Consider the following 18,519-nt stretch of genomic DNA (forward strand, 5'->3'; position numbering starts at 1 on the left):
TAGTTCTTGTTGACCAACCGTTGAAACCCTTATTAAAGCGTTGGTTTCGGGAGTTGAGCCCCTTAAAGGGCTCAACTCCCGAAACCAAGCGGGGGAAGGGATTGGAATTATTGGAGATGTCTATTGAATTCTTCCAAAGTTTTTCCCCAACCACCACGAATTGGCAGAACTTTAACAGCACGGTTATCAAGGTTTGGCTCAAGAAGAAATCCGTTGGCAATCTGGCGATTAGCATCATCTTCTGCCAACACATGAATGTGCGGTAGATACTTATTACTCATAGCTCTATGTCGCCACTAATCAAGGCATTTATCAAATCGCCTCTAACAGGTATGTCACTGAGCAATCTGACCAAAGTTGGCTCTAAGTGGCTTTTTCGATCTAATATAAAAGTATTTTCATTTGAAAACTTGCGGATTGCTTCTTCATTATGCGAAGTCACTAAAATTTGACCACTATTCTTAAATGAGCGTCGCAGAGACATGACAAAATGTCCTACCTCCGATAAGGATAGATAGTTATCAGGCTCATCCCAGAAGCAAAAAAGTGGGCCATAAAATTTGTTAGCAGCCAAGACGACAGCGCAAAGAAAAAAGCATTTTTCCCCGTCAGATAAGTCATTAAATTCAATACTCAGATTCGCATTATTTTCTTCAAACCGAACAATCATGCTTTTCGAGTCTTTGCCGATTAGTTCATTCAGAAAATCCTGAATGTCAGGCATGACTTCTCGGAGATATTTATCAACAAGCTGTGTGTAGGCGGCAGGATAGCGACTCAGTAAGCCAGAAACCCACTCCCCAAAGTTTGAACCATCTCGCTTTGCCTCCAAAGTTTCACCGTTTGAGTCTCCCGTCATCAAGCTGGGAATCGGGGCTAAAATGATCATGCGAGCCAGCCAAGTTTTGAAAATATGAAGCGGATCACTCTCAGATTGCTCCTGAATTACTGGCAGGGCAACAAGATGCCAATCTACCATAAACTGAGCTTCACGATTTTGGGAGCTGGTGTGAAGAGTGACTTGGGCTTCTTTTCGAGAGTAAATTGGCTCTCCTGCAACTAGCAGTTGCTCTTCAAAAACTCGAAGCTCTCTAAATTTTTCTGGCAACTCCAAGGCAAGGACATATTTGTATGATTTATCTTCGAGTAATACTTCTATTTCAAACCGGATCGGAACATCAGACCTTCCACGAGCGAAATCTTTCCGGCTAATAAGGTTAAGTTTTTCCAGGTCACGCATTCTATTGGTACCTCGACAAATCTTCTGAAGGACTTCTAATGCAGAGGCAATAGTTGATTTACCTGCACCGTTTTTTCCAATCAAAAGAGCAGATGGCATCCCTTTTATGAGCAGTTCAAAGTTTTCTAGGCATCTGAAGTTGTTTACATATAGTCTTTGGAGCATAGCAAAACAATTCCAAGGAGTGAGAAGTGAAAAAACTTTTTGAACTTACAGATAAATCTGGGAGCTTGAACTTTGATCTAAAATTTGGGGCTGCTCACAACTTAAGTCGGGGGCTTATATCTGTGTTTCGGTGGGGTCAAAAAACACCAGGGCCCCAAATCTACTCCCAACTCCCAACTTAATAAGCAGGCCCGGCCAGCCAAGAAATAGTTATTCCCAGCCCCAAACCGACAAACACTTGAAAAGGAGTGTGTCCTAGCAACTCCTTGAGACGAGCCTCATTCAAGTTGTGGTGTTCTTCAAAAAACTCATCAATAATTTGGTTGAGGATTCGAGCTTGTTTGCCGGCAGCTTGGCGGACTCCAGCAGCATCGTACATGACAATTATCGCAAAAATCGCCGCGATCGCAAACTCTGGACTTTCCCAGCCCAAAGTTTGTCCCACCCCAGCAGCCAAAGCACCTACAAAAGATGAATGAGAGCTGGGCATTCCTCCGGTTGTTACTAAATACTGAAGATTAAACTTGCGATTTTTGATTAGTTCGATCGGCAATTTCAATACTTGAGCAGCCAGACAAGCGATTAGAGAAACCACGAGTACATGATTGTTTAAGATGCCGCTGCAAATTTCCTGCATAGTGTTTGGCATTTCTAGTTACTGCGACTGGTAATATAATCTGCGATCGCCAACAGCGGTTGGGCTTTATTCCCAAACACTGCTAATTGAGCCTGAGCATCAGCAACAAGTTGTTTAGCTTGACGCCTTGACTCCTCGATTCCCCATAAACTAGGATAGGTCACTTTTCCGGCTTGAACATCTTTGCCAGCGGTTTTACCGAGTTCTTCGGCAGTAGCAGTAATATCCAGAATGTCATCAATAATCTGGAAAGCTAGCCCAATATTTTGAGCAAAACGAGAAAGCCGCTGCAAATCCGCCTCAGATGCTCCAGCGAGAATTGCCCCGCAAACTACGCAGGATTCTAACAGCGCACCGGTTTTGTGAGCGTGAATGTAATTCAAGGTTTCGAGAGAAACATCTTTCAATCCTTCCGATTCCAAGTCAACCACCTGACCACCTACAAGTCCAGCAGCTCCCGATGCCCGCGCTAAATGGGCGATCGTTTGCAACACTTGATGGGGGGGTACGTTCTGAGTTTGAGTGGCGATAAATTCAAAGGCATAGGTCAATAAGCCATCGCCGGCCAAAATTGCGATGTCTTCGCCGTAGACTTTGTGGTTAGTCAGTTTGCCGCGCCGATAGTCATCATTGTCCATTGCGGGCAAATCGTCATGGATGAGCGACATGGTGTGGATCATTTCCAAGGCGCAAGCTGTGGGCATTGCCATTTGGGTAGTGCCACCGGCGATTTCGCAGCCTGCTAGACATAGGATCGGACGTAGCCGTTTGCCACCTGCTAGCAGGGAGTAGCGCATGGCTTCGTAAATTTTCTCTGGGTAGATGACCGGCAGCGCACTGTCGAGAGCTACCTCGATCGCCTTTTTTTGCTCGACTAGGTAAGTAGATAAGTCGAAAGCGGATTCCGGTTGGGACGAATCCATTTCTGTTGCCAATACCATCCCTTGCTCTCTTGTACTTAATGTGACGAAAGGATACTTTGATTTATGCGGGTCGATCGAACCAACTTGTACAGTGGCGATCGCCCGAAATCTGAATTTCATTTAATCATTCTATGGGTGTGATTGCACAGAAACTTATTTTGAATTTTCAAAACTTTCTCCCACACAACTGAGGCGCGGGTAATACAACAACCAGATTTCCAAATAAATGTTAAGAGTTGCCCTCCCTCAGCTTGACTCCCAACCCAGTTCCTGCATCAGTTTTAATTCCCAATCAACTCCTGTGTGTGGCGACTTCCAAAAACCGCAGCAGCACTGGTGTGGGATTGTCGCACCAAATCAGAGCGATCGACACGATCGGGCTTGGTTCTTGTAACTGTTTGTAAACAACACCGCTGCGCTGGAAATTTTGCATCGACTCCGGGACAATCGCCACTCCCATGGAGGCGGCGACTAGACTCACAATGGTTTGTATTTGAATCGCTTCTTGAGCGGCGATCGGGCTAAAGCCTGCTTGTTGACAAAAACTGATGATGCGATCGTACAATCCCGGAGCCAGGGAACGCGGAAACAGGATAAAAGGTTCGGCGGAAAGTTGTCTCAATTCTACCTGGGCGCGATCAGCCAATTGATGCGTTTGCGGCAAAGCCACGATTAACGGTTCCCGAAACACAATTTCCGAATTTATCCCCTCATCCACCGGAGGGCGAATGAAGCCAATGTCTATTTGTCCTTCTCGCAATTGATGTAACTGTTGATTTGTGGTCATTTCTCGCAATTCGAGCTTTACCGTTGGATGCAAAGTGCGAAAAGCCTGCAAAATGGCCGGAACCACATTATGAGAAGCAGAGCTCACAAAGCCGATCGTCAATTGTCCCAATTCACCCCGATTTGTCTGTTGGCCAAGTTGAATAGCGCGATCGAGTTGCAGCAGAATTTTTTTCGACTCCTCAAAAAAAACCTGTCCTGCTTCCGTTAGTGTTACCGTCCGTTTGGTGCGCCGAAACAATTGAAACCCTAACTCAGTTTCTAACTGCTGGATTTGTTGGCTCAGCGGAGGTTGAGCCATATGCAGTTTTTCGGCTGCGCGAGTGAAATTCAATTCTTCTGCAACCGCAATGAAATAACGCAAATGTCGTAGTTCCATAATTTTCCATTCATTAATATTTTAAAAGTATAAGTTGTTAATTAAACAGATATTGGACATTTTGATAATTAGCAATTGATAATTGGGGAATAGGTAATGGGGGAATTGGTAATAGGTAATGGGGAATAGGTAAGGGGGGAATTGGAAATAAGTAATTGGAAATTTAATGATTTAATTGTCAACTTGTGTTATCTAAAAAATGGAGAATTCAGAAATGGCAAACTTAGATATTAAGGTGAGAAGGGTTTGCCGAATTGAGGGGGAGGCAATTTCTATGCTTGCTGGTCAGTAATTTAGTAACGAACCGCGAAGGCGCTAAGGACACGAAGTGAAGAGGAAAGAAGGATGTTACAAGATTTTTGGAATTCGGGGCTTTATGAGGGAAATCATGGTTTTGTTTGGCAATACGGCGAATCGCTTTTGAAATTACTTGCTCCCAAGGCTGGTGAACGGATTTTAGATTTAGGTTGCGGTACGGGACAATTAACCGCAAAGATTGCTGAAAGCGGAGCTTTTGTGCATGGGATTGATTCATCTTTGTCGATGATTGCTAAGGCTCGCTCTAATTATCCTCAGCTTGATTTTGCTGTGGCTGATGCTCGTGATTTTGAAGTTGTTGCACCGCTGGATGCTGTTTTTTCTAATGCTGTTTTGCATTGGGTTAAGGAAGCGGATGCTGTGATTAATTGCGTGGCAAAATCACTGAAGCCGGGTGGGCTTTTTGTGGCTGAGTTTGGGGGTAAGGGCAATGTGGGGGCTATAGTTGGGGCAATTTTGAGTGTTTTGTCGGAAATTGGTTGCGAGTCGCCTGCGTCGCTTAATCCTTGGTATTTTCCGAGTGTTGGTGAGTATGCTGGGCTTTTGGAAAAGCAGGGTTTTGAGGTGCGTTATGCGGTTTTGTTCGATCGCCCGACTCTTCTCGAAGGCGGTGATGCTGGTATGCTAAATTGGATTGAAATGTTTGCTGGCGGGTTTTTTTCTGGGCTGTCTGAGGAAGTGCGATCGCAGGTAATTAAACAAGTTGAACATCGTTTGCGATCGACACAGTATCATGATGGTACTTGGATTGCAGATTATCGCCGAATTCGCGTAGTTGCTGTCAAAAATTCCTATTGACAAATATCTTGTCTCATATTTAAATTTTGTAGGAAGATCAAAATAATGTATCAGAAACACAATCTATGCCTACATTAAAAGAACTCCCAGTCATCTTTGAGCCTCCGACTTTTGCTACGATCGAGGAAGAACGCCGTCATCGCCAGCAGCGCCTGGCAGCGGCCTTACGTCTGTTTGGACACTTTGGGTTTAGTGAGGGCATCGCAGGGCACATTACTGTCCGCGACCCCGAATACCCGGAACACTTCTGGGTCAACCCATTGGGTAGGCATTTCAGTCTGATCCGGGTCAGCGACCTGATCCTGGTCAACCGTCACGGTGAAGTTATAGAGGGCAACAAGCCTATTAATACGGCAGCTTATGCCATCCATTCTCAAATTCATGCAGCCCGTCCTGATGTCGTAGCAGCAGCACACGCTCATTCAATTTACGGCAAAAGCTGGTCTAGCCTCGGTCGTCTCCTCGACCCCCTCACCCAAGATGCCTGTTCCTTCTACGAAGACCACAGCCTGTTTGATGACTACACGGGAGTAGTTCTCGAACTTGAGGAAGGCAAGCGCATCGCCCAAGCACTAGGTCAGAAGAAAGCCATGATCCTACGCAACCACGGTCTACTCACGGTGGGTCATTCAGTTGATGAAGCGGCTTGGTGGTTTGTGGCAATGGAACGTTCTTGTCAGGCGCAGTTGTTGGCAGAGGCGGCTGGCACACCCATCCTCATCGACTCCGACAATGCTCGTCTGGCGCAGCGCCAGGTAGGCTCACATCAGCTAGGCTGGTTTAGCTTTCAACCGCTTTACGAATTAATCGTACATCAACAACCTGAACTGTTGGAGTAAAGCAGGTTTGATGAATTTTGAATTGAGGACTATTTAGAAATCTCAAGGAATCGGCACTAATTTTTTCAACCACACTCTGTACAAAATAGAAAATAGCTAGGAGATAGAGATGAAGGTAAATACACAGCTTTTATCAGAAAATTTTTCTCAACAAATCATCAATAGGGATAATATCAATATTTTAGACCTGGACAGGGAAGAAATTATTAACCAGTTTAAATCTTATGGTTTCTTACTTTTTAGAGGTTTTGAAAATAGTGTTGACACTTTTACCGAATTCACTAACTCCCTTAGTAAAGATTTTATGGATTACACCGGCGGCGTGTTTAATCGCCGAATAATTAATGGGAATGCAACTATTTTAACGGTCAATGATTTTAAAGATGAGATTAAACTGCATGGAGAAATGTACTATCAGAAAGATATTCCGTTGATGCTTTGGTTTTTCTGCGCTCATCCAGCATCAGAAGATGGTGAAACAATACTATGTGATGGCAGGCAATTGTTTAATGAGCTCAGTAGTCCACTCAAAGAGTTATTTAGGAATAAAAAATTAAAATTTTTGGGTCATTTGGATAAGGAGCGTTGGCAGACACAATACAAAACTGATGATTTAAGAGTAGTAGAACAGACCTGTAAAAGCAATAATTTACTATTGCAAATCAACGAAGATGAATCAATCGATCTTCAATTTATCTCTCCAGCAATACACTCAAGTAGATGTGGAAAATATCCGACCTTTATCAACAGTTTATTGCCAGCAATACATAGATATAAAAACGTAGTTTGCTTTGATGATGATTCAGAAATTACTGATGATATTGTTTCTGAGCTTAATGAATTGGCGGACAGAATAACTACAGAAATATCCTGGAAAACAGGGGATATTCTAATGGTTGACAATACTAGAATCATGCACGGCAGAAGAGCTTTTTCTGATAATCAACGGGAGATTTATTTGCGGTTATGTTCTCCAGCGTTTCCATTCTAAATGGTATTTGGATGGTAGATTACCGCAGAATTCGCGTTGTTGTTGTCAAGCCGTAGGGTGCGTCGCCATCAACAATATTCAAATCCAATCTAAAATCTCACAGCGACGCACCCTACAGTGGTATAAGGTGCGTCGCCATCGACAATCTTCCACTACGATATAAAATCTGACAGCGACGCACCCTACTTCTTGAGGCTGTAACTAGAAACGGTATTTTCCAAAAGCATCGCCACAGTCATTGGCCCGATTCCTCCCGGCACTGGTGTGATAAATTCGGCTACTGTTTTAACAGCATCAAAGTCCACATCTCCCGCCAACCGGCTAGTACCGTCTGGATTGACAACGCGGTTAATACCGACATCGATGACTACGGCCCCTGGTTTGACCATATTAGCTGTAATCATTTCTGTGCGCCCGACGGCGGCGATTAAGATATCGGCTTGGCTGGTGATGGATTCTAGGTTTTTCGTCCGCGAATGAGCTACTGTCACTGTACAATCGGCTTCTAATAGCATTAGCGCCATCGGTTTACCTACCAAAATACTCCGCCCCAAAACTACGGCATTTTTTCCTTTTAAGTCAATCTGGTATTCTTGCAACAGTCGCATGACTCCGGCGGGAGTACAACTGCGTAAACCTTTTTCTCCCCGTACCAGGCTGCCTAAATTTACAGGGTGGAGTCCGTCTGCATCTTTGGCGGGGGCAATTTGGTAGAGTAGGGAAATTGCGTCTAAGTGCTCTGGAAGTGGGAGTTGTACTAAAATCCCGTCTACTCGATCGTCCTGGTTGAGTGCATGAATTGCAAGTTCGAGTTCGGCTTGAGTTGCATTTGCGGGATAATGCTGACCAAAGGAAGCTATGCCAACTTTAGCGCAGGCTCGTTCTTTGTTTCGCACGTAAGCTGCGCTGGCTGGGTTGTCGCCCACCATCAGTACCGCAAGTCCCGGAGGACGCCCAATCTGGGTTTGTAGGGAACGAACTCGATCGCTCAGCTCGCTTTGAATCTTTGTTGCTAAAGCTTTACCATCTAGTATTTGAGCAGTTTTGGCATCCATAGTAGACTCTGGGTTAGGGCTGACGATTTTAGATTTTAGCTTAACCGTCGCCAAGGACTATAATGTCGAAATTGCTTAGTTTCGATCGATTCTCTGGATTTTGGTTAAAGTTGAGTCGGATCTCACATTTCAAATCATTTGAAAGATGACTAATGCAATAAAGGAAGTTTTGCTTCAAAAGTTCTCCATGGGTTGTTTATTCCTCGCGCTCACTAGCGGTTTACTAAGTTGTGCAAATTTGCCTGCGTCTAAATTTAATTTTGGTTTTAATGTTTCTAAAATTAGTGCTATTCAACAAAAGCGGCAAGTGGATACGGAGGTTTATCTCCAGGGAAAGGTGGAAAATCGCGCTCCATTTGTGGGGAAGGCCGCTTATCAACTTCAAGATGCTAGTGGTAGTATTTGGGTTTTAACTAAGCAGGCTTTGCCACAGCTAGGAGATGAAATTATGCTCAAGGGGCAAGTTCGCTATAAAAGTATTAAGCTCAAGGGTTTGGCTGAAGATTTAGGTGAGGTTTATATTGAAGAAGTTGAACTGCTTCAACGTAAACCAATAACTAATAACCAATAACTAATAACTAATGACTAATATTTACGTTGCGATCGCTATTTTGTACCGAGATGGCAAGTTTCTGTGCCAGTTGCGGGATGATGTGCCTCATATTAGATATCCCGGACATTGGGCTTTGTTTGGTGGCCATATGGAACCGGAAGAAACGCCGGAAGTTGCTGTCCTACGGGAATTGAAGGAGGAAATTAGTTATGCTCCTCCCAGTGTTTCTTTTTTTTGTGAGGATGTAGAAGGAGATGTGATCCGCCATGTTTTTCATGCACAACTTGATGTCGATGTCAATGATTTAGTTTTGCTTGAGGGTTGGGATCTGAAGTTGTTGACACCGGAGGAAATTCGGGCTGGAAAATGCTTTTCGCAGCAGTCAGGAGATGTGCGACCTTTGGGTGTTGCTCACCAACGTATTTTGTTGAATTTTATAGCAGATGTTGAAGGAAGAAGTCAGAGGTCATAATATAACAATTTTAAATATAAAAAATAATATCAATTCCGGTTGTATCGGAATGATTAAACCTGACTAGGACACAGAGGACACAGAGAAAGAGAAGAGAGAAATAATAATTACGATGTCAACGGATTTGATATAAAAAGCCCGGTTTCTTCACATTTTTATCAATTTGAAATGACAAATTTAGGTTCAGAAACCGGGGTTTTTGGTAAGTCCTAGTGGATTTACTTCACTTGGGTAGAACTCCGACTGTTAGGCGATTCGTAGTACACTTTAGATCCTGTATCGGAAACAAAATGACAATCCCAGTAAGAGCGAATAAAGCTTTTCCAAATTGGCTCGCTTGATTTGCGATAATAATCGCCTAACACTGGCTTGATGGCTTCTGTTGCTTCCTTCAAGTGATAGTGTGGCATTGTGGAGAAAATATGGTGGGCTACGTGAGTGCCGATGTCGTGATGGATAGGGTTGATGATGCCATAATCCCGATCGATCGTTGATAAGGCACCTTTCAAGAAGTACCAGTCGTCTCCACGATACCAGGGGATATCTGGCTCTGTGTGGTGCAGGAATGTTACCAAATCCAACCACATCACGAAAATTACATAGGGAACCAAGTAGAATTTGAGTAAAAACAGCCAACCAAATTGATAGGTTAACGCACCCAAAAATCCGACCATTACTATTAAGGATGCTGTGCTGGTTAATACATCCCATTTTTCGGAAGGACGGAAAATGGGGCTACCGGGCATGAAGTGAGAACCTACCCGATCGGGCGATCGACGAAATAGATAAATTGGATAGGCAAATAACATCAAATAGAAGCGTCCCAGCTTTTCATACCAGGGCATTTGATTGTATTTGCTCTCGGACACTGGATACCAGCTTTCGTCAGTATCTAAGCTACCTGTATTGGCGTGGTGGGTTCTGTGGCTGATCCGCCAACCGTGGAAGGGTACGAGAATTGGAGCGTGGGAAAGGTGTCCGATCAGGTTGTTGAGCCATTTGCTCTTGGAGAAGGAACCGTGTCCACAGTCGTGGCCGACTACAAACAATGCCCAAAACATGGTTCCCTGCATTAACCAGAATATGGGATAAAAGAACCAGGAATCAAGGGTATAGGCGATCGCATATAAGCCTGCGATGATTCCAAGATCCAAGAAGAAGTAAGCAAGGGATTTCCCAACCGAGGGTTCAAAACAATGGGCTGGAATGGCTGATTTGATATCAGCAAGAGTAAAAGGTAACTCTGTTGTACGAGAGGATGAGCTTTTATCGCTCGGCTGATTGAGAACTGTATTTAATTGCACGAAGTTTCCGATTTAAGCTGACTTGAGAAACCGCATTTCGTTACTTATCAGTCACTTTGGCTCCAAGGAGCCATAATTTATACTCAGTAAGGGTTTCTAAAGTTATTTAGTTCGCAGGAAATCATCCGTCGGCGATTCTCCAGCCCAGTGGCTTGGGGAATGCTGGTAGGGGGAAAATTTGTGCGATCGACCCTGTTATCTGAAAAAATCTCCTGTGCCCGTTGGAAGTGCGAAATGCGACTTCGATCTGAGAGTGAGGTTTTGGAGGGACTATCTCCAGTCTGCCAGTGGCAGAGCTAAGTTAATTTAACATTTCTACACACAGTCTGGCAATAAGTTATGGCAGAAGGGCATCGGGCACCTGTGCTGAGCGTAGCCGAAGTATTGGGCATCGGGCATTGGTAGCAATTAACAAATGACTAATGACTAATGACTACTGACTACTGACTAATGACTTCTTCTAAGTTGCAGCTTTTTCTAATATTAGCTTGGCTCGTTTAATCAATTCGGGAACCTCGATCGGATAATCGCCGGTAAAACACGCAGAACAGAAACTGTTCGTATCTTCATTGGTCGCCTTAAGCATTCCTTCCCAACTCAAGAAAGCCAAAGAATCAACCTCAATTTGATCTGCGATTTCAGCGACAGACTTAGTAGCAGCAATCAACTGATCTTGATTGTCGGTGTCAATGCCGTAGAAACAAGGATGAGTCACAGGTGGCGAAGAAATTCTCATGTGAACTGCGGTGGCACCAGCATCTCGCAAGGCTTTGACAATTTTGCGACTGGTAGTGCCACGGACGATGGAATCATCGATAATGATCACCCGTTTTCCTTCCAACACATCTCGCAGAGGGTTTAGTTTCATGCGGATTCCTGACTCCCGCATGGTTTGAGTAGGCTGAATAAAAGTGCGTCCGACGTAGCGATTTTTAATCAATCCTTCCGCGTAGGGAATGCCGGAAGCTTGAGAAAAACCGATCGCCGCTGGGATTCCCGAATCAGGAACGCCGATGACTATATCAGCATCTGCCGGAGATTCGGCTGCTAATAAACGGCCGATTCGTAGGCGATAGCTGTACAAACTTTCACCTTCCATCATGCTATCGGGTCGAGCAAAATAGATCATTTCAAAGATGCAAAGTTTGCGTTTTTGTTGCTGACTCCAGTGAAAGGAAGCCATACCTTCCTCTGTGATCCAAACTAATTCTCCCGGTTCTACGTCGCGCAAAAATTCCGCACCGATAATATCTAATCCGCAAGTTTCCGATGCCAAAACATACCGTACCGGATTTGTCGGGAGTGTGCCAATTACCAAGGGGCGCACTCCGTGAGGGTCGCGGACACCCATGACACCTTTGGGGGTGGCGATGGTCAAACTAAAGGCTCCTTGGCACATCCCAAAGGCACTGATGGCTGCTTCGAGCCAATCTTTACCCTTGTCTACCTGGGAACCGATCGCCACGGCGATCGCCTCTGAATCCGTCGTGCTCACAAACTCGCAGTTCCGAGACAGCAATTCTTCCCGCAATTCTTTGGTATTGACAAGATTCCCGTTATGTGCTAGAGCCAGACTTCCCAAACGAGTTTCGACGACCACAGGTTGAGCGTTGACAACCCGCGACGAGCCAGTAGTAGAGTAGCGAGTATGACCTACGGCTAAATTACCGGGCAAGTGACCTAAACTAGATTCATTGAAGACTTGGGAAACCAGTCCCATGTCTTTGTGCAGGTATACTCGATCGCCATCAAAGGTGGCAATGCCTGCGGATTCCTGGCCCCGGTGCTGCAACGCATACAAACCAAAATAGGTCAACTTGGCGACATCTTCACCAGGTGCGTAGATACCGAAAACGCCGCAAGCTTCCTCGGGCTTGTCAGGTTTGCTAGAATGCTCGTCAGCCGCGAAGGAATGGTTGGGAATCATAGATGGGTTGGCTCCTAATGGGAACGGTGGATTTGCGGGACTATTTGTGCGGGAAGTTTTGTTTGCGAAACCGTCGCATAACTTAACAATTCCTTAATATTGCCACGGATGGAACATTAAGTTCAATTTTTTTGGGATTCTAGCAGCCACTGTGGGACATTGAATGGGATTGTAGTATCGATCGCCTATATCTCTAGATATTAGGGTAAATTACCGGAGAGCGATCGCCCCCGGTAACATCGGATACCCGCCCTCAACAACTTTCCAAGCTAGTTCAGCAATAGACGGAAACAAAGGCAGAAAGTGAGAGTTAGCGGCCCTAAAATTAGTTTTGATTAGCTAAAGAAGTAGGGGCGATCGCACTTTGTTCAACCTGTTGTTTCGATGCAGCTAACTTATCCAAAATCTCCACAACCTCTCTTTCAAAAGTCACCTGAGCCCGATTAGTCCGGCCACCAACATAAAGTTTGCCCTCTGTTTCCAAAGCCCAAATCTGGGAGTGAGACAGATAGCTCATCAGCACGCTCAACATCAGCAACCCAAAGCCAGTATAAACAATCGGAATTCCCGGATCGGCTTTAATTTGTAATCCCGTGCTACCAACAACTTCATCAATTGTCAGCATCACTCCATTAACTTCTATAGCACTACCAGCGCGAACAGTAGTTAACAACTTGCCATCCATGCCATAAACTAACATAGTTCCTTGCAAGTCTTTAGCTAACAGAGAAACACCAGCACTCAAATCAGGTTTAGTAGGAATCCAAGCACCCCAAATCCGGCCTTTACCTTGAGTATCTAACTGAGCCATTGGTAGTTGCAAAACCGGGCTTTTGTTGAGGCGAACCCGCACAGCAGCGATCGACCAATCTGCTTGATAAAAAGTCACTCCTCGGTATCTCAGAGGCTTGTTAACATGAATAGTTTGGCGATCGACCTCTTGACCTGCTTTGTCCAAAACTGATAAATCAGAATAAAACTGGTCGATCGCACCGCTAGGAGTATAATCGATCCAGAACCGATTGACACGCATCGACCAATCCTTCGGTATTTGCGGCCCCGCCCAAGGTCCCGTATCCGTGATATTCTGCACCTGAAAATTTTCACCACTCGGAACCATTTCTTGAGCCATAAAACCAGTCATCGTACCCCAAATCGCCCCAGCTAAAATAATCAGCATACTGGCGTGAACAATAATCGGGCCAATTTTACCAATTATGCCCTTACGAGCATAAACTTTCTCTCCTTCTCGAAACACCAGATATTTTTTTTGCTGCAAAAGTTCTTCTAAACAAGTTAAAGAACCAGTTCCCAACTCCGCACTCAGGGCTAATTTTTCAAACTGCTTCGGTTCTTCATAAAATTTCCAGCGACGGGCGGCTTTTAGCGCCGGAAACTGTCGAGTAAAAGTACAAGCCGTCAAGCTGCTTCCGAACAAAATCAGGATTGACAAAAACCACCAAGTGCGGTATACATGATCTAATCCTGCAATTAGTAAAACTTTCCAACTGAGGAATCCAAAAAGAGCCGGGTGTTCTGGATAATTGGACTGATAAAAAGCCACAGATTGACCTTGCTCGACCACAGTGCCAGAAATACTAAAAAAGGCGATCGCCAACAACAAAATAATTGCCAACCGCAAATCAGCCAGCACCGGCAAAACTTCTCGCTTAAAAAACCTTTGAGGAGCAGTCGCCCATTCCGATAACTTAGATAGAAATAATTCTTTAGATGTCATTGGTAATTGGTAATAGGTAATTTTTAGCTAACGCACCTCAACTACTTGAGAACCGCTAGATCATGTTGCTCAGACAACTCAATCAACTCAGACTCCCTTCTCTTTCCTTTCTTCCTTCGTGTTCTTCGCGCCTTCGCGGTTCGTAAAAAAAATCACCAACACCGCCGCGATCGGTATATGTTGAAACCCTAGGTCAAGTCCTGACTACAAAACTCAAGCAGGAAGTAAGCGAGAAAGCAGAGAAAAAACGCCAAATCCTACCAACAAAATACCACTAACAGGCGTAATCCAACTAGACCAACGGCGCAATTCCAACAACTTTTTAATACTCGCAGTAAAAGTCCCTGCTATAATCAAAGGAGCCACATAGCCCGCAGCATAAAACAGTAACAAAACACCACCTAAAAACGTATCTCCAGTCTTGGAAACCCAAGCTAAGAGGGTAGCCAAAACAGGAGTGCTGCACGGAGAGGCCACCAAACCAAAACTTAAGCCCAATAAGTACGATCGCACTCCAGCGGGCAAATTCTTCGGCACCAAAGCCACAGCATCAAAAGAGGGCATTTGCAAAGGTAAAGCTTCCAGTAAATTCAGCCCCATTAAAATAGCAATAATGCTAACAACGATCGGCAAACCTATGCCTATTTTGCCATAAACCTGCCCAGCAAATGAAGCTAAAATACCCAAACCAGCAAGAGTTGTCGCCAATCCTAGGGAAAACCAAGCCGACTGAGTAGCAGCTTGGAGACGACTTTTGGCTTCGTAGCCACCGATATAGCCGATGGTAATCGGCAACATGGAAAGCATACAGGGAGTTAAGCTCGTTAGCAACCCAGCCAAAAAGATGACTCCGACGCTAACGAAACTGAGGTGTGTAAGTTGAGAGTTGACTAAAGTATTAGCAAATTGTGCTAGTTCGTAAATTTTGTTTTGCAGGGTTTCCATTACGAGTGTTTGGTGCTGTTCTGGGTTTATTTAAAATTGTAACAGATAGGGTGTACTTCGGTTAAAAAATATAAATCTTAGCTAAATTGATTGACTACCTAACAGGAAAAAAGTAGACCGCACCCCAAAAAAGTGGCACTGGTAGCTTGGTTATTATCGACATTAATCCCAGGAACTAGACTTGAAATTAATCGCAACTTCGTCATTAATAGAACCGTCAGGCATCACCGCCCCCGAAAGTAAGACACCTTCGAGATTAGCTCTCGTTAAAACCGCACCTTCTAAATTAGCATTACTGAGGTTCGTTAGTTGTTTATAACCTCTGAACAAGAAGCTTTGCAAGTCCGCACCCGTTAAATTACTGTCAGCCAAATTGGCATATTGCAAATCAGCGCCATGGAGCGTAGCATCAGTTAAATTAGCTTTGGTGAGATTTGTTCCCCAGAGTCGAGAATCTAAAACATTCGCATTTTTTAAATTTGCCCTAGTCAAATTGGCTAAAGTCAAATTTGCATCCCACAATCGACTATGATTTAAATTAGCTGCGGTCAAGTTAGCTTTACTGAGGTCTGTGCCAAAAATATCACAATTTGCTAAGTTGGCACCAGTGAGATCGGCATCAGAAAGGTCGGCATTTTTTAAGTTAGCGCCGGACAAGTTTGCTCCGCTTAAATTAGCACCGCTGAGGTTAGCGTCTTGGAGATTAGCACCGCTTAAATCAGCACCGCTTAAATCGCATTGCTTCCACAAAAAGCTGACGCACCAATTATCTTTTTCTATTTGACTAATATCCTGAGCATTAGCCGCCATCGCTGGAGGAGTTAAACAAAGAGTGAATAGGGCGATCGCCCCTATTGTCACCACGATTTTTTTTAACTTCAGAACTATTTTCATTGACACTAAGTTGAGCAATAGATTCTTAAGGAATAATTAAATTATAGCAAATAATGCGCAACTTTCATCAGAAATTTTACTGAAAAGTAATTCTGCTGTTATATCCCCGAATTCTGTAAGCACTAGGATATCTGGGTATTCTGTTGGTTGAGGTGTGTAGATGGATTGCAGCACCCGATCGGACCCATTACCTGCAAAGGCTAGACTAGATAGTCTCTGGGGAAAATTGCCCTGAGTTGTGATCTGCCTCACTCACTAAGGCCAAATCTCCTCACACAAGTCAATACCCAACCATCACCGCATCTCATCAATATAATCACCATCCTGACAGTATTAATATCACTGCCTAAAGCTACAAAATCGCAGAAAATAAAAGAGTACAGTTAAATCCTCGCTTTCCTATGCCCACTATCGCCATCCTTCCCAGCAGATTAATTGTCACAAGTATTGTAAATTCGATGGATTTTTTAGGATTAACTAATCTGGCGGACAAATTATTGTCTGACTGTACTTCTGATTCGCGAAAGTCAGAAATCTTAAATGCTAAGACTAAAAATTTTTACCTTGATGGTTTGAAAAATTTAGAAGACGGCGACTTGCACGGTGCGGTAAAAAATTTTAGCTGCGCTATGGAAATAAATCCTGACTTCGCTCCCGCTTATAATGACCGAGGCATAACCCGTTACAAATTAGGTTATAAACTATTAGCTTTAGAAGATTTAACCACAGCCATTGGTATTAATCCCGAAGGAGATAAGTATTACAACAATCGGGGATTTATGCTAACTCGCTTAGAAGATTATCCCGCAGCTATCGCCGATTATAGTTTAGCTGTGCTACTTAATCCCTATACAGGCAAAAGTTACTTTCGACGTGGCACTATCTACTTAAAAATAGATGATTATGTGGCGGCAATGGCAGATTTTGATTCAGCAATTCGCATCGCACCTGATTTTGGTAAAGCTTATTTTAACCGTGGAATAGCTAAATATAAATTGAAAGATATTCCCGGAGGATTTGAGGATTTTCAGAAATCAGCAGAGCTGTTTAAGGCTCAGGATAAAATAGAAGATTATCACGAAGCAGTTGCTAAAATTACAGAATTATGGTACTAGATTTACCTACATCCCCGACTTCTTAAAAAAAGCCGGGGTTCTCAGAGCGATCGCCAACTTAGCCAATTCTAAAAGCTGCATCACCAACTGGCAAGTCATTGGGACGAGAAATAGTAGCAAAGTTAATGGCAAACGCCGCGTTTTGAACTGCGGTAGGGGTGGCATTTTGAACTGTTGCCAAAGTTACCCCTCCCAATTGAATCAGAGTGTTGCTTCCAGAGGCAGTAAATCCAACGCTGGATAAACTGCTGGTAATGCCAATGCGATCTTCTCCTGGTACAAAATCAAGAATTAGATCGCTCGTATTATCCACAGGTATATTGTTACCAGTAATTAGAACAAAAGTATCACCACCTGCACCACCGGTCAGGGTATCAGCACCTGCATCTCCAATTAAAATATCGTTGCCATCACCACCAATTAAAACATCGTTACCTTTGCCACCTCGCAAAAAGTCGTTACCAGCATCTCCATTGAGATTATCGTCACCCAGATTTCCAATCAAAATATCGTTGCCAACACCACCGCTAATTAAGTCATTACCTTTGCCACCTCGCAAAAAGTCGTCACCAACTTCACCACTGATGGTATCATTGCCTTGGCCACCATTAATTGCATCATTGGTTGGTGAACCAGTTATGCGATCGCTGGCACTACCTCCCAGTACACCGCTGGGATTTTGCTGAAAATCTTGGGAAGTGACTTGATAGTTATTGGGGGTGTTGGCCAATTTGAGCGATCGCAAAGGCAGATTGACCAGATTGGTAGTATTAACGAAATTGTTCAGTAAAGTAACATCGCTAATGATACTAGAAACCCGACTGGGGACGATTCCTTGAACAACTTTAGCGCTAGAAATGCGATCGCCCTGCTGCACCGCATTTACCGTATTAAAACCTTGAGTAACATAGCCAAAAACAGCATAATTACCATCTAAAAACTGCAAATCATCCAAAGCAAAATAGAACTGGGAAGAAGCCGTATTCAAAGCAGTAGCACGAGCCATGGCCACAGCCCCGACAGTGTGCTGTAACTGCGGAGTCTGGGTAAGAACTTGGTTGTAAACAGGTTCGGTAGCTCCTTGGGGCTTAATTTCCAAAGGAATAAAACGAGCTTGATTGGTATCCGGGTCAATAAAATTGCCCGTTCCTAATTGACTTGCCGGAATTGTGGTATCTTTGCTGCGCGGATCGCCACCTTGCACCACAAAAGGAGTGGGTTGACGCACAACTCGGTGAAACATCACCCCGTCGTAGATGCCACGCTCAACTAAGTCTACAAAATTGCCTGCGGTAATTGGGGCATTAGTGCCATCAACTTCGATCGCAACGGGTTGACCATTAATTACCTGGACTACAGTAGCTTTGCCTGATAACGGGAGTGCAGCGGCCATAAGTAAATTGCTATTTTAGTGAGTGATATTTAGCTTTTCGGAACAAT

The 18,519-nt window shown here is 44.1% G+C and carries 17 protein-coding genes and 1 pseudogene; 7 read left to right on the forward strand and 11 right to left on the reverse strand.

The features are described 5' to 3' along the window. On the forward strand, positions 1 to 266 hold a 266-nt coding region (locus tag AAFP11_RS23045; protein WP_341739129.1), incomplete at its 5' end, for a hypothetical protein. 11 nt (positions 267 to 277) lie between these two features. Here the strand turns inward: AAFP11_RS23045 and AAFP11_RS23050 are convergent. The 4 genes from AAFP11_RS23050 to AAFP11_RS23065 form a co-directional block, all read right to left on the reverse strand. Continuing rightward, positions 278 to 1,405 (reverse strand): AAA family ATPase, encoded by a 1,128-nt coding sequence (locus AAFP11_RS23050; RefSeq protein ID WP_341739130.1) that lies wholly within the window; start codon positions 1,403 to 1,405, stop codon positions 278 to 280. A 178-nt stretch (positions 1,406 to 1,583) separates the two neighbouring features. Continuing rightward, complete coding sequence (locus tag AAFP11_RS23055; protein WP_341739150.1) at positions 1,584 to 2,042, reverse strand: divergent PAP2 family protein; 459 nt, start codon at positions 2,040 to 2,042, stop codon at positions 1,584 to 1,586. 14 nt (positions 2,043 to 2,056) lie between these two features. Beyond that, a complete protein-coding gene (crtE, locus tag AAFP11_RS23060; protein WP_341739151.1) occupies positions 2,057 to 2,983 on the reverse strand; it encodes a geranylgeranyl diphosphate synthase CrtE in 927 nt (308 codons plus the stop codon). A gap of 274 nt (positions 2,984 to 3,257) precedes the next feature. Continuing rightward, the gene (locus tag AAFP11_RS23065) at positions 3,258 to 4,130 is read right to left on the reverse strand and encodes a LysR family transcriptional regulator (RefSeq protein WP_341739131.1); all 873 of its coding nucleotides are present in this window, start codon (positions 4,128 to 4,130) and stop codon (positions 3,258 to 3,260) included. 345 nt (positions 4,131 to 4,475) lie between these two features. Here AAFP11_RS23065 and AAFP11_RS23070 point away from each other — a divergent pair, with 345 nt between their 5' ends. The 3 genes and pseudogenes from AAFP11_RS23070 to AAFP11_RS23080 all read left to right on the forward strand — a co-directional run bounded on the left by AAFP11_RS23070 (position 4,476) and on the right by AAFP11_RS23080 (position 7,076). Further along, positions 4,476 to 5,246 (forward strand): methyltransferase domain-containing protein, encoded by a 771-nt coding sequence (locus tag AAFP11_RS23070; protein WP_341739132.1) that lies wholly within the window; start codon positions 4,476 to 4,478, stop codon positions 5,244 to 5,246. 56 nt (positions 5,247 to 5,302) lie between these two features. Continuing rightward, a pseudogene (locus AAFP11_RS23075) lies at positions 5,303 to 6,085 on the forward strand (class II aldolase/adducin family protein); the annotation flags it as partial. A 109-nt stretch (positions 6,086 to 6,194) separates the two neighbouring features. After that, complete coding sequence (locus AAFP11_RS23080) at positions 6,195 to 7,076, forward strand: TauD/TfdA family dioxygenase (protein WP_341739133.1); 882 nt, start codon at positions 6,195 to 6,197, stop codon at positions 7,074 to 7,076. Between the two features lie 182 nt (positions 7,077 to 7,258). On the opposite strand, the gene folD is transcribed toward AAFP11_RS23080, so the two are convergent. Beyond that, positions 7,259 to 8,131, reverse strand: coding sequence for a bifunctional methylenetetrahydrofolate dehydrogenase/methenyltetrahydrofolate cyclohydrolase FolD (gene folD, locus AAFP11_RS23085; RefSeq protein WP_341739134.1), 873 nt, complete (start codon positions 8,129 to 8,131; stop codon positions 7,259 to 7,261). A 145-nt stretch (positions 8,132 to 8,276) separates the two neighbouring features. On the opposite strand from folD, the gene AAFP11_RS23090 reads away from it, so the two are divergent. After that, positions 8,277 to 8,702 carry a DNA-binding protein gene (locus tag AAFP11_RS23090; protein WP_340524251.1) on the forward strand — a complete coding sequence of 142 codons (426 nt, stop codon included), beginning with the start codon at positions 8,277 to 8,279 and terminating at the stop codon, positions 8,700 to 8,702. A 10-nt stretch (positions 8,703 to 8,712) separates the two neighbouring features. Next, positions 8,713 to 9,156 (forward strand): NUDIX hydrolase, encoded by a 444-nt coding sequence (locus AAFP11_RS23095; protein WP_340524254.1) that lies wholly within the window; start codon positions 8,713 to 8,715, stop codon positions 9,154 to 9,156. Between the two features lie 218 nt (positions 9,157 to 9,374). Here AAFP11_RS23095 and AAFP11_RS23100 read toward each other — a convergent pair whose 3' ends face one another. From AAFP11_RS23100 to AAFP11_RS23120, 5 genes are all read right to left on the reverse strand, one after another. Beyond that, positions 9,375 to 10,460 carry a fatty acid desaturase gene (locus tag AAFP11_RS23100; RefSeq protein ID WP_341739135.1) on the reverse strand — a complete coding sequence of 362 codons (1,086 nt, stop codon included), beginning with the start codon at positions 10,458 to 10,460 and terminating at the stop codon, positions 9,375 to 9,377. A gap of 460 nt (positions 10,461 to 10,920) precedes the next feature. Then, positions 10,921 to 12,387 (reverse strand): amidophosphoribosyltransferase, encoded by a 1,467-nt coding sequence (gene purF, locus AAFP11_RS23105; protein ID WP_341739136.1) that lies wholly within the window; start codon positions 12,385 to 12,387, stop codon positions 10,921 to 10,923. Positions 12,388 to 12,712: 325 nt separating this feature from the next. Beyond that, the gene (locus AAFP11_RS23110; RefSeq protein WP_341739137.1) at positions 12,713 to 14,125 is read right to left on the reverse strand and encodes a cytochrome c biogenesis protein; all 1,413 of its coding nucleotides are present in this window, start codon (positions 14,123 to 14,125) and stop codon (positions 12,713 to 12,715) included. Between the two features lie 213 nt (positions 14,126 to 14,338). Beyond that, positions 14,339 to 15,070 carry a cytochrome c biogenesis protein CcdA gene (locus AAFP11_RS23115; protein WP_340521732.1) on the reverse strand — a complete coding sequence of 244 codons (732 nt, stop codon included), beginning with the start codon at positions 15,068 to 15,070 and terminating at the stop codon, positions 14,339 to 14,341. A gap of 162 nt (positions 15,071 to 15,232) precedes the next feature. Beyond that, a complete protein-coding gene (locus AAFP11_RS23120; RefSeq protein WP_341739138.1) occupies positions 15,233 to 15,964 on the reverse strand; it encodes a pentapeptide repeat-containing protein in 732 nt (243 codons plus the stop codon). A 458-nt stretch (positions 15,965 to 16,422) separates the two neighbouring features. On the opposite strand from AAFP11_RS23120, the gene AAFP11_RS23125 reads away from it, so the two are divergent. Then, positions 16,423 to 17,079 carry a tetratricopeptide repeat protein gene (locus AAFP11_RS23125; RefSeq protein ID WP_341739139.1) on the forward strand — a complete coding sequence of 219 codons (657 nt, stop codon included), beginning with the start codon at positions 16,423 to 16,425 and terminating at the stop codon, positions 17,077 to 17,079. Between the two features lie 58 nt (positions 17,080 to 17,137). Here AAFP11_RS23125 and AAFP11_RS23130 read toward each other — a convergent pair whose 3' ends face one another. Further along, positions 17,138 to 18,472 (reverse strand): peptidylprolyl isomerase, encoded by a 1,335-nt coding sequence (locus tag AAFP11_RS23130; protein WP_341739140.1) that lies wholly within the window; start codon positions 18,470 to 18,472, stop codon positions 17,138 to 17,140. Positions 18,473 to 18,519: the final 47 nt, after the last annotated feature.

Origin of the sequence: Microcoleus sp. CAWBG640 (assembly GCF_020883015.1) — a bacterium.
Taxonomy (GTDB): Bacteria; Cyanobacteriota; Cyanobacteriia; order Cyanobacteriales; family Microcoleaceae; genus Microcoleus; species Microcoleus anatoxicus.

Coding starts and splice junctions, on each gene's coding strand:
- AAFP11_RS23070 (WP_341739132.1), top strand. CDS start 4,476: ATGTTACAAGATTTTTGGAATTCGGGGCTTTATGAGGGAAATCATGGT.
- AAFP11_RS23125 (WP_341739139.1), top strand. CDS start 16,423: ATGGATTTTTTAGGATTAACTAATCTGGCGGACAAATTATTGTCTGAC.
- purF (WP_341739136.1), bottom strand. CDS start 12,387: ATGATTCCCAACCATTCCTTCGCGGCTGACGAGCATTCTAGCAAACCT.
- AAFP11_RS23055 (WP_341739150.1), bottom strand. CDS start 2,042: ATGCAGGAAATTTGCAGCGGCATCTTAAACAATCATGTACTCGTGGTT.
- AAFP11_RS23115 (WP_340521732.1), bottom strand. CDS start 15,070: ATGGAAACCCTGCAAAACAAAATTTACGAACTAGCACAATTTGCTAAT.
- AAFP11_RS23110 (WP_341739137.1), bottom strand. CDS start 14,125: ATGACATCTAAAGAATTATTTCTATCTAAGTTATCGGAATGGGCGACT.
- AAFP11_RS23120 (WP_341739138.1), bottom strand. CDS start 15,964: ATGAAAATAGTTCTGAAGTTAAAAAAAATCGTGGTGACAATAGGGGCG.
- AAFP11_RS23080 (WP_341739133.1), top strand. CDS start 6,195: ATGAAGGTAAATACACAGCTTTTATCAGAAAATTTTTCTCAACAAATC.
- folD (WP_341739134.1), bottom strand. CDS start 8,131: ATGGATGCCAAAACTGCTCAAATACTAGATGGTAAAGCTTTAGCAACA.
- AAFP11_RS23095 (WP_340524254.1), top strand. CDS start 8,713: ATGACTAATATTTACGTTGCGATCGCTATTTTGTACCGAGATGGCAAG.
- crtE (WP_341739151.1), bottom strand. CDS start 2,983: ATGGTATTGGCAACAGAAATGGATTCGTCCCAACCGGAATCCGCTTTC.
- AAFP11_RS23090 (WP_340524251.1), top strand. CDS start 8,277: ATGACTAATGCAATAAAGGAAGTTTTGCTTCAAAAGTTCTCCATGGGT.
- AAFP11_RS23065 (WP_341739131.1), bottom strand. CDS start 4,130: ATGGAACTACGACATTTGCGTTATTTCATTGCGGTTGCAGAAGAATTG.
- AAFP11_RS23130 (WP_341739140.1), bottom strand. CDS start 18,472: ATGGCCGCTGCACTCCCGTTATCAGGCAAAGCTACTGTAGTCCAGGTA.
- AAFP11_RS23050 (WP_341739130.1), bottom strand. CDS start 1,405: ATGCTCCAAAGACTATATGTAAACAACTTCAGATGCCTAGAAAACTTT.